This window comes from Klebsiella sp. CN_Kp088 (assembly GCF_040064335.1).
Lineage (GTDB): Bacteria > Pseudomonadota > Gammaproteobacteria > Enterobacterales > Enterobacteriaceae > Klebsiella > Klebsiella aerogenes.
Genome location: NZ_JBEAIQ010000001.1, coordinates 299,406 through 313,324, shown reverse-complemented (window position 1 = coordinate 313,324; position 13,919 = coordinate 299,406). Strand labels below are relative to the sequence as shown.

General features: G+C 50.6%; 18 protein-coding genes and 1 pseudogene. 17 read left to right on the top strand and 2 right to left on the bottom strand.

From position 1 onward, the window contains the following. Positions 1–101: 101 nt before the first annotated feature. The 12 genes from ABLV08_RS01555 to ABLV08_RS01500 all read left to right on the top strand — a co-directional run bounded on the left by ABLV08_RS01555 (position 102) and on the right by ABLV08_RS01500 (position 8,380). Entirely contained in the window at positions 102–449 is a 348-nt protein-coding gene (locus ABLV08_RS01555; protein ID WP_227505135.1) for a DUF3592 domain-containing protein, read from the top strand. Positions 450–491: 42 nt separating this feature from the next. Then, positions 492–869: a hypothetical protein gene (locus tag ABLV08_RS01550; RefSeq protein ID WP_047038500.1), complete on the top strand. Its 378-nt coding sequence runs from the start codon at positions 492–494 to the stop codon at positions 867–869. A gap of 68 nt (positions 870–937) precedes the next feature. Next, positions 938–1,324: a DUF3592 domain-containing protein gene (locus ABLV08_RS01545; RefSeq protein WP_047465422.1), complete on the top strand. Its 387-nt coding sequence runs from the start codon at positions 938–940 to the stop codon at positions 1,322–1,324. A 40-nt stretch (positions 1,325–1,364) separates the two neighbouring features. Further along, positions 1,365–1,754, top strand: a complete 390-nt coding sequence (locus tag ABLV08_RS01540) for a hypothetical protein (protein WP_047038503.1) — start codon at positions 1,365–1,367, stop codon at positions 1,752–1,754. 105 nt (positions 1,755–1,859) lie between these two features. Continuing rightward, positions 1,860–2,207 carry a DUF3592 domain-containing protein gene (locus tag ABLV08_RS01535; RefSeq protein WP_063410352.1) on the top strand — a complete coding sequence of 116 codons (348 nt, stop codon included), beginning with the start codon at positions 1,860–1,862 and terminating at the stop codon, positions 2,205–2,207. Positions 2,208–2,299: 92 nt separating this feature from the next. After that, the gene (locus ABLV08_RS01530; protein WP_047038510.1) at positions 2,300–2,698 is read left to right on the top strand and encodes a hypothetical protein; all 399 of its coding nucleotides are present in this window, start codon (positions 2,300–2,302) and stop codon (positions 2,696–2,698) included. 6 nt (positions 2,699–2,704) lie between these two features. Further along, a complete protein-coding gene (locus ABLV08_RS01525; RefSeq protein WP_047038512.1) occupies positions 2,705–3,085 on the top strand; it encodes a DUF3592 domain-containing protein in 381 nt (126 codons plus the stop codon). A gap of 65 nt (positions 3,086–3,150) precedes the next feature. Next, on the top strand, positions 3,151–5,691 hold the full coding sequence (locus tag ABLV08_RS01520; RefSeq protein ID WP_047056845.1) for a DUF2169 domain-containing protein: 2,541 nt from the start codon (positions 3,151–3,153) through the stop codon (positions 5,689–5,691). Next, on the top strand, positions 5,688–6,758 hold the full coding sequence (locus ABLV08_RS01515) for a pentapeptide repeat-containing protein (RefSeq protein WP_042897422.1): 1,071 nt from the start codon (positions 5,688–5,690) through the stop codon (positions 6,756–6,758). Before ABLV08_RS01520 ends, ABLV08_RS01515 begins: the two co-directional genes overlap by 4 nt. An 11-nt stretch (positions 6,759–6,769) precedes the next feature. Next, positions 6,770–7,375, top strand: a complete 606-nt coding sequence (locus ABLV08_RS01510; RefSeq protein WP_015366583.1) for a DUF3540 domain-containing protein — start codon at positions 6,770–6,772, stop codon at positions 7,373–7,375. A gap of 10 nt (positions 7,376–7,385) precedes the next feature. Beyond that, positions 7,386–7,778, top strand: a complete 393-nt coding sequence (locus tag ABLV08_RS01505; RefSeq protein WP_015366584.1) for a DUF4150 domain-containing protein — start codon at positions 7,386–7,388, stop codon at positions 7,776–7,778. Between the two features lie 14 nt (positions 7,779–7,792). Continuing rightward, complete coding sequence (locus ABLV08_RS01500; protein ID WP_045360869.1) at positions 7,793–8,380, top strand: hypothetical protein; 588 nt, start codon at positions 7,793–7,795, stop codon at positions 8,378–8,380. A gap of 57 nt (positions 8,381–8,437) precedes the next feature. Here ABLV08_RS01500 and ivy read toward each other — a convergent pair whose 3' ends face one another. Next, the gene (ivy, locus tag ABLV08_RS01495; protein ID WP_047038528.1) at positions 8,438–8,887 is read right to left on the bottom strand and encodes an Ivy family C-type lysozyme inhibitor; all 450 of its coding nucleotides are present in this window, start codon (positions 8,885–8,887) and stop codon (positions 8,438–8,440) included. Positions 8,888–9,111: 224 nt separating this feature from the next. Here ivy and ABLV08_RS01490 point away from each other — a divergent pair. From ABLV08_RS01490 to ABLV08_RS01470, 5 genes and pseudogenes are all read left to right on the top strand, one after another. Then, positions 9,112–9,532, top strand: a pseudogene (locus tag ABLV08_RS01490) (hypothetical protein). Next, a complete protein-coding gene (locus ABLV08_RS01485; protein WP_223575718.1) occupies positions 9,454–10,368 on the top strand; it encodes a mechanosensitive ion channel domain-containing protein in 915 nt (304 codons plus the stop codon). The pseudogene ABLV08_RS01490 and the gene ABLV08_RS01485 overlap by 79 nt, the downstream one beginning before the upstream one ends. 7 nt (positions 10,369–10,375) lie before the next feature. Next, on the top strand, positions 10,376–11,215 hold the full coding sequence (locus tag ABLV08_RS01480; protein ID WP_049053210.1) for a GNAT family N-acetyltransferase: 840 nt from the start codon (positions 10,376–10,378) through the stop codon (positions 11,213–11,215). A gap of 103 nt (positions 11,216–11,318) precedes the next feature. Beyond that, positions 11,319–12,293, top strand: a complete 975-nt coding sequence (locus tag ABLV08_RS01475; RefSeq protein ID WP_015705429.1) for a hypothetical protein — start codon at positions 11,319–11,321, stop codon at positions 12,291–12,293. Between the two features lie 8 nt (positions 12,294–12,301). After that, complete coding sequence (locus tag ABLV08_RS01470; protein WP_223575721.1) at positions 12,302–12,904, top strand: hypothetical protein; 603 nt, start codon at positions 12,302–12,304, stop codon at positions 12,902–12,904. Positions 12,905–12,943: 39 nt separating this feature from the next. Here ABLV08_RS01470 and ABLV08_RS01465 read toward each other — a convergent pair whose 3' ends face one another. Next, positions 12,944–13,912, bottom strand: coding sequence for a PDR/VanB family oxidoreductase (locus ABLV08_RS01465; RefSeq protein WP_348855465.1), 969 nt, complete (start codon positions 13,910–13,912; stop codon positions 12,944–12,946). Positions 13,913–13,919: the final 7 nt, after the last annotated feature.

The window sequence follows — 13,919 nt, the reverse complement described above, 5'->3', positions numbered from 1 at the left end:
GACATTATTAAGCAGAGGGGGAAGTAACAAATACTCTGCTTAATGACTTTACATTTTTTCATAACATGTAGTGCAAACATTAGTTAATGTAAGTTTTTTAAATGTTAAATTCAATGTTGTGGCCTGCTTTTATTACCATTTTAGTTTTTGGGTGGTTCTTATACAGTATAATGAAGTCAGGAAATAATGATGAGAAGTTTCGTAAGGAAGGCATTAAAGTTGAAGCTAAAATTATTAGTAAACAACATATAAGTACCTCTGGCACCGGAAATATGAAACTTGATTTTGAATTTGAATTTATGATTCCCGATGGAGTTGTCGTCACATATGCTCGTCGCTTTATAACTCCGGAAGAAATGGTTAAAATTGGTAGGAAAAATACAGTTTGTTTATATTACCTCCCCGGTGCCCCTGAAAAAGTCTACCTTGTTCCTGGAGATATGGAGTAAACTATTGATGATAGTTTTTGTTAACAGCACGGATGCAACCCTATGAATGTCATCACGGAACCATCTTTTATCTTTGGCATTGTGGTGACAATCATAGCATTAGGTATATCATTCGCTGCATTCAAACCGAATAAAACTGAAGTTTCAGCACTTAAAAACTGGTTGTCGAGAGATAAGTGGTCCGGTAAAACAATCCAGGTTCCGGTAGAATCATGGCGTCAGACAGAAACAAAGTACGGCAATGATTATATTTATGATTTCTATTTTAGTGCAAATATAAACGGTTCTGTGAAAAAATACATTGCGAAAGGCATTGTAAGACCCGATGATATTCATAAATTAAAGAAAGGAATGTTATTATCAGTAAAGTACAGTAATGACACACCTGTAAAGATAGCGGTTACTTCCGTTAATTATTAAATGTTTAATGGCGCTGTAATATTTGATGTTTTATTCTGCCTATAAAATCATAACCTGGAATTGATTAAATGGATTTTCTAAATACAAAATGGTTTTATATACTGCTTGTAGCATGCTTTATAGCATTCTATATTATTGGGCGGGATTTTCGTAGTTCCGTTATCCCTATGATCAAAGCAGGGTTTATTGAAAGCGCTGTTCTTAAAACAGGAATCGCAGTAAATGCCGATATTATTGTAGCTCATCAAACTAGTATGTGGGATGGAAATAAGCCAATATACCATTTGACCTTAAAATTTAAAACTCTTGAAGGTGTTGAAACCGAAGCGAGTGTTGATATGGGGCTAAGCTTTGAAGAAATTGAGAGATTTAAACCCGGCAATGGGACAACAATAAAATACGACGCTAAAAATCCTAAACGAATCGTAATTTATGACAGGCCATTATTTTTATAATGTGACAATTATTTATATTTAAAATCTAAAAGAGCTAACAATGAACTTTATTTATCAACACTCTTTGTTAATTGTCATTGCATCGGTTGCATTTAGCTTTTTTCTGTTGTTCGGTTCGTTGCGAAGTCTCAAAGGAGAGGGCGGGGACCTTACTGAAATAAAAAACTGGTTAAGCCGTGAGCGCTGGCCCGGTGAGATCAAAAATGCATCACTGGTAAGTTGGCGTCAAACTAAAGCGACCAATAATTTCGATTATTATTTTGTATTTACCTTTGAGGCGAACATTGAGGGTACGACAAAACAGTATAATGCTGCTGCCGTAGTACGTGCTTCAGAAATCCCAAAATTAAAACCGGGGCTTCAATTAACTATAAAGCATGAGGGCGTTCCGCCAAAACGAATGGCTGTTATGGATGTGGATTATGAATAAACAGGGTATCCACTAGACTTCTATGCTCGTGGCCATTTAGGTGGCCACTTAAAAACACTCACAGAATTTCTAATATGTGGTGAACTTCATCATTAATGGATCATTATGTTTGACTCTATGTGGGAAACATTAATATTAGCCGTTTTAATTTTGTTTGGTTTGTTCTTATATTGTTATCGTTCAGGCTCCAATTATGATAAGTTTAAGGCAAATGGCATTCGTACCGAGGCTAAAATATTAAGCATGGAAAAAATTGGCGCGAGTGGCGGAGGGAGCACTAAACTTAAAATGGAATTATCTTTCAATACTGACTCAGGTCTGGTGACGGCAACGGCTAAACAGTATATTTCCCCGCAAAATATGGTAAAAATCATGAGAAACAATACTATTTACATCTACTACATGCCTGATAATCCCAAAGAGTTATTACCAACACCTTGGGAGATGGAGTGATGGAGTCTCTCTATATTGTGAGAAAACCAAGATGTCTTTTTACCTAAAATCATGAATTGTGAAGCCTGAACTGAAACCCACCAGGGATAATTATGTCATTTGAAAAATGGATCACCAATATGTCTCCAGGGGAAATGATACCCTTGATTATTGGTTTATCAGTAAGTATATTATTCATGATAGCCACCTATTTCACATTCAGAAAGTCATCGTTACAACTAAAGTCAGTGAAAATCTTTTTAAAACGCGAGCGCTGGCGAGGAGACTTACTGAGGTCGCGGATTGAATTCTGGCAACAAACTAATGTAATGCTTGGTAATAATTTATTTTTCGATCTGTATTTTCACATCGATGGCATCCCCCAACTGCTTTGCGCCAAGGCGCTAATATCACCATCACAAATACATTTATTACATGAAGGGTTACCTATTGTCGTTAAAAAAGGGCGTGGCAATAAAATTGCCGTAATGCAAATTGGGGAGTCTGGTTAATTCACTATGGATATACTCTTTTTTGTCGTCATGGGGCTGATTGTCCTGGTGTTTGGTATCTATCCCATGGCCCGTTTTCTTTATCAGGATGTTTACCCGTATTTAAAGGATAGTTTCACCCACAGTGAGGTCCTGCAATCCGGGATTGCGGTCAACGCAGATATCATTGCCGCACACCAGACCAGCGCCTGGAGCGGAAGTAAACCGATCTATCGTATCACCTTTAAATTTAAGACCCGCGAGCAGGTGGAAGTTCAAGCTAGCCTGAATCACACCCTGAATTTCAGCGACATTGAACGTTTTAAGCCGGGTAATGGCACAACGATTAAATACGATCCGGCGAACCCGCAGAGAATTGCGCTATACGACAGGCCGCTTTTTTTGTAATCCCGCTATTTTCCCATGCACGAGTCTCATTTCACTGATTGCTCAGCAACGTACAAAGACCTCCTATGAAAATCATTAAACCCTTACGCCTGAGCGTACTGAACCGGCCATTCCGCTGGCAGGGCAAAAATTATCTTGGCGTTTCGGTGCTGGCGTTGACGGATATGGGGCCAAACCCGCAGCTGCGCCCCGAGATGGAACTGTGGCAGCTTGCCGCCGACGAACTACAAACCAGCGGCGGCGTGGTGGATATGGCCATCCCTAAAGTCCGCGCCGAATTTCTTGCCACCGGTTTTGCCTATACCCATCATCAGCAGGAAAAAAGCGCCTGCGTGGCGCGCATCGATATCGACAAACTGAGTAAGTCGTTGGTGGTGTTCGGCGATCGCGAGTGGACGGGGCAACGTATGACCCGACCGCAGCCGTTTAGCGAAATGCGCCTCGACTGGAGCCGCGCCTTTGGCGGCGGTGATTATGCCGACAACCCGCACGGGCTTGGTGTCGCACCGGTAAAACAGCAGGGGCGCGAATATCATCCTCTGCCGAATATTGAACCGCTGGAGGGAAGAGTAAGCTCGCCGCAGCAGAAACCGCAGCCGGCAAGTTTTGGCCCGTTGGATATCCAGTGGCCGCGGCGCTTTAGCCGAATGGGCAAAAAATATGATGCCAGTTGGCTACAACAGGAGTTTCCCGGGTTTGCCCGCGATATTGACTGGAAAGTCTTTAACGCCGCCAGTCCGGACCAATGGTGGGAGGATCGGGATACCTTGCCGCCAGGGGCGAAATGGCGGATCTGGAATATGAATCCTGAGAAACCAATGCAGGAGGGCCAGTTGCCGCCGTGGCAGGCTCGCTGTTTTATTCATCGCCAGCGCGCGGATGAAACGCTATTTGAAGAAATTGCCTTACGCGCCACCACGGTATGGTTCTTTCCCCATCGGGAACAGATGATGCTTATCTGGCAGGGGCACATTCGTATCAATGAAGACGATGCCGCCGACATCCTGCAGCTGATCCCGGCGCTGGAAAAAGAGGGCGCCGCCCGTTCGCTTAATCACTATCGCAAGGTACTGGCCCAGCGAATGGATAAAGAGAAGGGCGCGCTCTTCTCCTTTCGTGAAAAAGATCTCATACCGGAAGAGACCATCGGCCCGTGGATCGACAATGAAATTGAACAGTCGCCGAGTCCGCAGCAGGTGAATATGAAAAACCGCGCTCGTCTGCTGCGTGAACAGCACCGCGCCGCCATTGAAGCCAGCGGCGGTGATATCGATAGCCTGTTGGCGGATATCGACGAACCCACGTTGCCTAAGCTTGAAGACCTGCCGGAGTTTATCGCCGACATGGAGCGTCAGGCGCAGGAAATGGAGAATGATGCACAACAGCGCAAGCGTGAGATGGAGGCGCACTATCCGCAGTTGAATAACGATGAAAGCCAACCGCGCGGCCCCGAATCCATGCACCGGATGCAGGAGATGCTGCATCAGCACCAGCAGGAACTGAGCGAGAAAAAGCGCGCGCAAACGCGCGAGGCGCTACATCAGATGTACCTGGCCGCGGTGCAGCATCAGCCGCCGGCGGTCCGGCTGAAGGGCGATCTGGCGATGATCCTGCGCCAACGCGCCGAGCGTACCATGGCGCAGGGCGGCAATTTTAGCGGGATGGATCTGACCGGCGTTGATTTTTCCGGCATGGATTTTCGCGGCGCCAATTTTGAAAAGGCGTTACTGGAATGCGCGGACCTCAGCCACTGTCAGCTGGATAACGCCTCTTTTCAGGGGGCCGTGCTGGCCAGAACGGAGCTACAGCATTCGTCGCTGCGTAACTGTGATTTTAGCGGCGCCAGCCTGGTACTGGCGGAGTGCCATCAAAGCGACTTCACCGGCGCTCGCTTTGAAGATAGTCAGCTACAGAACGCGCTGTTTGCGCAATGCATTTTCGATAACGCGACGCTAAAAACGCTGATCCTTCAGGAAATCAGCCTGATTGACTGCCGTTTTCATCGCGCCGAGTTGGATGGCTGCGTCTTTATGGAACTGACGCTGGCACAACCTGATTTCAGCCACGCACGGCTGCACAAATGCTCGTTTTTACAATCTGAACTGGAGCATGCCATTTTCCATCAGGCGACGCTGGAAAGCTGTTCGCTGGTGCAGACCATAGCGGAGCGCGCTGATTTTAGCGCTGCAACATGGCTAGCCAGCGCTGCGGTGTCGGAAAGCTCACTTATCGGAGCCGACTTCAGCCACGCGACGCTGCAGCAGAGCAATTTACGCCAGACGCCATTACAGGGCGCGCGCTTTGCGCTGGCAAAAATCGAAAACAGCGATCTGAGTGAGGCCGATTGTCGCGATGCCAGCTTTATACGCGCGAATCTGGTCGGCAGTCTGTTTGTTCGCACCGATTTTCGCGAAGCCGATTTTACCGACGCCAACCTGATGGGCGCGCTGCTGCAAAAAAGCCAGCTTGCCGGAGCTAATTTCGAAGGCGCCAATCTGTTCCGCGCCGATCTTTCACAATCCTTTACCAGTAAAACCACGCGGCTGGACGGCGCATGGACCAAACGCATTAAAACCCTGCCGAAGCGCGATGGAGAAGTGATATGACGATACTGAGCCCGGAGGAGATCGTTCAGCGCATCAAAAACGGCGAGCCACTCAATGAAATATCGCTGGATGGTATCAACCTGCAGGGCTGCGATCTCTCCGGCGGTCTGTTTCAGGAGGTGTCGCTACGCGGTGCTAATCTGCAAAATGCCAATTTGCATGAAACCCTGTTTACCGAGTGCCAGCTGCAGAACCTGCAGCTGCAAGGCGCCCAACTTAAGCAGACGACCTTCAATCAGTGTGAAATGGCCCATCTTCAGGCCGTCGAAACCACGCTTGATAGTTGCGTGTTTAATCAGTGCGACCTGCAAGAGAGCGATTTCTCGGCGACGACGCTGCAAAGCAGCCAGTTTATGCGTTGCCAGATGAGCAGGAGCCGTTTTCGCGGTTCAACGCTGGAACGCAGCGTGTTTTATGAGGCTGATCTGACTCACGCCAGCTTTGCGCAAAGCCGCGGCCTGTTGACCACCTTTTACCATATCGATTTGCGGGACACCGCGCTGGACGGAATGCAGTGCGACCGGCTGGTGTTTTTCCAGTGCGATCAGCGCGGCAAAGACTATTCAAGGCAGGGTTTTACCGGCTGCCAGTTCACCGATTGTCCGCTGGACGGCGCGAAGTTTAACGGCGCCCAGCTAACCCAGTGCAATTTCAAAGGCGCGTCATTGCGTGAAGCAGAGCTCAATCAGGTGAACGCCAGCCAGGCGCTGTTTATGGAGGCCGATCTGCGCGGTGCCCAGTGTCGCGGCAGCCTGTTCGACCAGGCGATATTTGTCGGCGCGATACTGGAGCAGGCCGACTTTAGCCAGAGCAGGTTGTTCCAGAGCGTTTTACAGCAGGTTCAGGCCGCCGGGGCGCGATTCGCGCTCTGCGATCTGACGTGGAGCGATTTTTCCGCCGCCGACCTGCGCCAGGCGGATCTGCGCGGCGCGACCTTCTCCCGCACCCGACTGCACCGCGCCCGCCAGGACGAAGCGCTGTTTACTGGCCGCCAGGGGATCCTGGAATACGATGAAGAGTTATTAGCCGCTGAGGCGTGGAGCGCCCAGCGCCACAGCCGTTGTTAAGGAGACAACAGATGACAACCATTAATCACAAACTGGCCCAGGCGGTGATGCCGCCGGCGCAGGCTTCCGGCACGGTGACCCATTGCTTTGCCGACGGTAGCGTGACCGTCGAGAGCGAAGGGCGCGGCTGGCACTGTCGGCGAGCGGTCAGTTGTCTGATCGCGCCGCAGGCTGGGGATCGCGTACTCATCAGCAGCGTGGACAACCAGATCTGGCTGTTAGCGGTGCTGGAGCGTGATGAAAGCCGCCAGGCGGAGCTCAGCGTACCGGGTGACCTGCATATTCAAAGTCAGGGGGAACTCAGCCTCAGCGGTCAGCGCCTGTGCGTCAATGCCGCGCAGGGGGACTGCCATATCAGCGAGATGAACTACAGCGGCGATAAGCTCTCGGCATGGGTGACACTGTCACGTATTGTAGGCAAACGCGCCGAATCGGTCTGGCAAACGGTGACGCAAATTAGCCACAATCTGCTGCGCACTACCCGGCAGACCGAGCAGGTGCGCGCCGGGCAGCTGGATATGAAAGCGGAAGATTACGCCCGCCTGCATGCGCACAATACGGTTATCACCTCAAAAGCGATTACCAAAGTCGATTCAGAACAGATCCATATGGGTTAAGGAGCTAATCATGTTTGCTAACTGCCAGCTATTCGGGGTCGATTTAGCCTTCCCCGACGTCTGTCTGACCCCGATGCCAGCGCCGACGCCGATTCCCTATCCGGACATCGCGCTGGGGCCGACGGCGATCCCTAACGCGCTCAATATTCTGTTTATGGGCATGCCCGCGCACAATATGGCGACGGTGACGCCGCTCACCAACGGCGATAACCCCGGCGTGGCGACCGGGGTGGCGTCAGGTACGGTGATGGGGCCGTCGCGTCATCTGACCGGTGCATTTACCGTGTTGTTAAAAGGCACGCCGGCGACGCGTCTAACCAGCGTTAGCCTGCAAAATTCGACAAATGCGGTCGGTATGCGCATCGTCCCCAGCCAGTTCAAGGTATTGATGCTGGCGCCGTAGGAAACACGTTCCAGATGCCATACCTGAACATCATTCTCGGGAAGCCTTTTTACGATCTCCTGCAGCATGGCCGGGAGATAGACCGCGCTATTGCGCGCCGGGACGGCACCTCACTGAATCACTCCACGCCAGAACTTGAACGCTACTTTTCGCGTCCACCTGGCGAACGTCCCCGGCAAAACCCATTTCCGGTCGCCGCGCTATTCCCACTGTTCTTAGTGGCTTTTGCATTCAATCTGCTACCATTTTTGCAGACGTTCCCGTCATTCTCTGCGCCGATACGGGTAGCGAGTTTCTTTGTACCAGCGCTAGTGGTGGTTATTGTTCTGTTGACCAGCGGCGTGTTGCTGGCTCGCGGTTATACCCTCGGGCTGAAGGGATTTCTGGCGCTATTTCTAATCCTCTCAGCGTCAACGGCGGCGCAAGCGTTGAGAGCGATGGTCAGCGCAGGTGAAAGTCTCTGGCCGCTGGCGTTCGCCGCGCTGGCATTACTGTGTTGCCGGCTAATATTTAACCGCCAGGGATTCGTGCTGTTCACGATTTATTGTCGTAGCCAGCGGTTGGCTCTTCTCGCGGGCAAACTACGCCGGCAGCGCAAATAGGGAGTGGTAAAGGCGGTGAGCAACCCCTGACTATCAACGGATAGCCAGGGATTTTGTTTATTGTGGGTAATTAAACGCGTCAGGATGGTTTTCAAGGCTGCCGCTCAGCGCGGCAAACAACACGGTTTTACCATCAATCGACAGCGCATCGCTGACGTTAAGCCAGGTCAGTTTTTCTTGCGATGTTTTCTCATCAACCACTGAGAAGACGCCCGCCATCTGTTTGGATTTTTCAGACCAGATCACGGCGATACGTTCGCTTCCACAATCGTGTGGTTTACAGGCGCTTAATACCTGCCAGGATTCAGATCCCAGTTTCACGGTTTGTGCCGGGGATCCGGTACCACCACTGTTAACCCAAGCCGGGAGCTTATGGTCTTTTACCATCTGGCTGAACGACGCTTTGGTCGCATTATCTTTGGCAAGTGAAGTCAGCGTAACATCGCTTTGCGCCATAACGCTGGCGGATGCGGTGAGTGCGACGATGGCGGCAAGTGCTTTGAACATGTTTCCTCCTGGAGTTGATATGTCCTCATTTCGGGCCCCTTAATAGTGGGCGCAGAGCATCATTAATGCAAATGAACATATTTATACAATGAATGTGATCACCCGCGCAAAGCGTGGACTTATCCGGCTTTGACATGTCATGATGCACATTGGTTAAATTTTTGTATTAATAGCCGAGAGTGAAGGGCTAATACAAAAGGGCATATTTATTCAGGCGATAACGCATGGCGTATTTGAATCATCTGTTGACGTTTATTGAAAGTAATCCGGCATTAGCGATCGGCTTTAACCTTATTCTGCTGGTCGTCTCCGGCATCTTTGCCCATCTTTTGTGCAAGTTTTTGCTGATTAAAGTGATACGCAAGGTGTTCTTCGCCAGCCATAAACAGGACGTACCGCTGGAAAAAGACCGCCGTATCGCCGAGAAACTGTCAAACTTCATTCCGGTTATTATCGTCTACTATGTTCTGCAGTTTATGCCCAATATGCCGGCATCGCTGGTAACGGCGATTAATACCATCTGCGGAATTTTGTTTTTTATTTTTCTGTCGATCTTCTTCAACGAAATGCTGGATATCGTCAATAGCTCTTATCTGCGTAAGACCAAGCGCAAAAACCACTCCATCAAAGGCTATATCCAGATAGGCAAAATCTTAGTTCACATTCTGGCCGCGATTATGATCCTCGCCGTGATGTCGAATAAATCACCGGTGATTATCATTTCCAGCCTCGGCGCCGTCGCGGCGGTGCTGATGTTAGTGTTTCAACATACCTTGCTGTCGCTGGTGGCCAACGTCCAGCTATCGTCCAACGATGTCCTGCAACTGGGCGACTGGATCGAAATGCCAGACAAGAACCTGAGCGGGGAAGTGACGGATATCGCGCTGCATACCATTACTATCCGTAACTGGGACAACACCATTTCGCGTATTCCGACCAAGAATTTCCTTACAGAAACGTATACCAACTGGCAGGCGATGTTCTCGTCCGGCGCACGAAGGATCATGCGCAGTATTAATATCGATCAGCACTCGGTAACCTTTCTGAATCAGGAGATGTTAACCCCGATGCTGGCAATCCGTGGGGTGAGTGAGCCGCTCAGTAAATTACTGGATGGCCGGGATCCGGGCGGCGTCGCGGATCGCTGGTTTATTGATAACGGGTTGACTAACCTGACGCTGTTTCGCCATTACCTGATGAGCTATCTCGCCGAACGGCCAGATATCATTAAAGATATGTACATCGTGGCGCGAACGTTAAAACCGTCGCCGTCCGGGCTGCCGCTGGAAATCTACTGCTTTACCTCCTCGACGCTGTGGATGGATTACGAGAACACCCAGTCTGCTATTTTTGAATACATTACCGCCGTGGCCGGGCAGTTTTCACTGCGTCTTTACCAGTATCCCGCCGGGCATGATTTCTGGCGCTTATCGCAGGAAAACGCCAGCCGCGCCAGTTCACCGCCGCCAACTGAGGGGTGACCGGGAGATGGCAATCGTGTTGAGAAAAATGCGGGCCTCCGATATTAGCGGTGGCCTGATGCTTAGCCAGCAGATGGGTTGGCCGCATCGTCGTGAAGACTGGCTGTGCGCCTTCACGCTAGGTGAGGGTATTGTGGCGGAAGTAGGAGGCGAACTCTGTGGCACGACGCTATGCTGGCGCTGGGGTCAACATTACGCCACTATCGGCCTGGTGCTGGTGGCTAAACAGCTGCAGGGTAAAGGGCTTGGCAAGAAGCTCTTTGCCGCTCAATTAGAGAGGCTGGGCAGCCGCACTATCCAACTGCACGCCACGCCTGCCGGAGAACCGTTATATCGTAAGTTTGGTTTCCGTCCGGCAGGATTTCTCCAGCAATGGCACGCCCACGCATTACCTGCCGTTGCTTCTTCGGGCATCGGCATCTCTGCCGCGACGGTCGCCGATATATCACAGCTAGCTCTGTTGGATGGCAAGGCCTGGGGCGCCCAACGAGAGCGTCTTATCCGCTGGCTGCTGGCCAACACGCACCTTGCCGTTATCCGCAATAGCCAGGAGCAGATTTGCGCCTGGGCCGCCTGTCGCCGCATGGGCCGAGGCTATGTAATCGGGCCGGTGGTGGCCAGCCGAAGCGATCATGCGCAGGCGTTATGCGCTAGTTTTCTGACGACGCTTGCCGGCGAGTTTGTGCGCCTCGATTGCCCGGAAGGCCAGCATGAATCGTTTACCCACTGGCTTGGGCAAAACGGGTTCACGCTGGCGGATCGGCCGTTGGCAATGGTGAAGGGGGATATTTGCCGCCACAGCTATGATGTACGTCTGTTTAGCCTGATGTCCCAGGCGATGGGGTAAGTGGAGTAACAACGGCCATTCGGAATAATCCTGAATTTTTATATTTCTATAGCAATTAACCTTTAGGGCATAAAATAGATGCCCATATGCATGGAGAGAATCAATGACAATGCCTGGAGAGTTTGCAAAAAACAATTTACCCGATTATGGTTTTGCAAGGAGTCTGGGACTGACCTCAGGCAATGATTTTGATTTTAAGGCTCTGGCCAATCAATTGGATTGTTCCCGAGATTTTAACCATGCAGGTATTATTTATTCTGACGGTAGCCAGCAGTGGCTTGTTAGACCGTCCAGAAATATTGCTCAGGAAAATAAAAGCACCGTCACCCACGTTATCGTTACCCGAATAAATGCTCAACCTTCGGCATATAATGCCACCAAAGCACTAAATCATACGATTCAGACGCCATCCCTGGCAAACGAGATCACCTCAACGGCTATTTCATGCGGTGCGGCTGTCGTAACGGGAGTTTTGGCTGTCGGCGCAGGTGCCGCCGTTCCAATAACCGCAGGGGCATCCGGTGTTGTTGCTGCGATTATTACTGCGGGAACGGTAGCTACAGTCGCGCAATGTTTTATTGGTTTAGGTCGTATTACCCTGATTGCAACAGATCATGATGATGTAGTCACATGGCTCGACAGCGAATCATGGTATGTGGCAACAAGTACCGCATTAGATATTGTTTCGCTTGCGGGTGCCGGAGCTGGGCTGAGAAGCACGATAGAAACATATAAGATGATGAAAGCTAGCACTTCAACGAATGTGATAACCTGGCTTAAAGGGCTAAACCGTGCGGAACGTCGCCGAATTACGGAAGAAATTATTCGTGCGCAAAACCCTGGAATATCGAATACAGGAATTAAAGCCGCTATGCGTGCAGGGTTTTATCCCAAACGCTTTCCTTCTGATGCCTTACAGAGAAGCTTACAACGTGAATTAACCACGGCGGTAGTGAATACCTCCGCATTTGCGGGTAGCGCCATGACTGGAACAATCCGTAATCCGCAAAATATGAGGGCCTCAACACAATATGCCATTGGCCTTATTCAGTCATTCTCCTTGTTGGGAACTCATTAATAATAATCATGAAATATATTACCAGAAACCTTATTTTAAGTGCCGTTGTTTCTCGAAAAATGGACACTAACGATCCGCAGCAGCTTGAAAAGCTTAAAGACAGATTAAAAGACCGGATGGGTATACCGGTCGGCTGGCATATGTCAGGAATACCGCTGGTAGGGGCTATGATTCTGAGCATGTTCGCTTTTGCCCTGGCTCAACCTTATCTCTGGTTGGCGGTGTTCGAGCTATTTGGGCTGCCGCAGTATGCCGTGATGGCGGCGATTGTGCCTGTATCGCTAATTTATAGTCTGATAATGGTACTGACGATGTACTTCGTTGCCAGAGGCAATTTTCTGGCGCTTAAATTATCACTGGCTTTGATGGCTTTTAGCGGTCTGGTTGCGATTGTTTATTTTCTTTCTGTTTGCCTGGGGGCATTATTCGGCGCCGGACTAAAACCAGGATTTCTCATTAGCGCCGTGCTGGGGCTAGTATTCATTTTAGGCGGTATCCGATGCATTAATAGCCAGACTTTTTACCGTGCAAACGCCCTTTATCTACATAACAGGGTCTGGCGAAAACAGCTTAATATTCAGCGCCAGACGCTGCGCCGCGCTTCACGTTAGAAAAGGGCGGCAACAGGCCAGTTTTAGCCTGGCCTTATTTTATAAATCAATAAGCAAATTCGTGCTGCGGCTGCGGGAGCAGCACAGCGCGACATGCTGCACGATGGCGCATTTTTCTGCTGCTGACTGCACCGTATCACGATGATCCACCTCTCCCTCAACCACCCTGGTCAGACAGGCGCCGCAAATCCCCATCTCACAGGAGAGCGGCACTGCCACACCATTTTCCTGCAATACCTGCGCGATGGTTTGATTGGCGGCGACAGGCCAGCGCTGGCCAGAAGAGGCGAGCGTTACCGTAAACGTCTCTTCCTGCCGAACGTCGTTGGCGGGCATTGACGCCTGAAACGCCTCCTCATGGATCTGCTCAGCCTGCCAGCCTTGTATGGCCGCCGCCTGGCGCACGGCGGCCATAAATCCCGCCGGACCACACACGTAAATCCGCTCCTCACGGTGAGGAGCGCGCAATCTGCCAGCCAGATTTTCTCGCGGGCTCTCGCCTTTAGCTGAGCTATAAATCCTCACGTTTTCAGGTGCCAGCTTGCGGGCAATCGCGGCTACCAGGGCGCCGTTTTCCCGTCGGTTGAGGTAATACTGTAAGGTAAATGGCTTTCCTTGCGCCGCTAACGCCCGGGCCATGCTATACAGCGGCGTAATGCCAATCCCGGCGGCCATCAGGGTGACGTGTCGCGCCGTCTGCAGGGCAAATTGGTTTCGTGGTAGCGAAATCATCAGCCTCTGACCCGGTCGCAGCGTCTCATGGATGTAGCGCGAACCGCCGCGCGACTCTGCCGATCGCGCCACGCAAATCAGATAACGTTCCAGCCTGCGGTGGCTGCCGGTGAGTGAGTACTGACGGGTCACACCGTTCGCCAGGTGCAGATCGATATGGGCGCCGGGCTGCCATGCGGGTAATGGGTCGCCGTCAGGCGTCACCAGCCTGACCGCCAGATTATGTTCTCCTTCACGCCAGAGACCATCGACAACCACCTCAATTAGAGTACTCATCGTATAA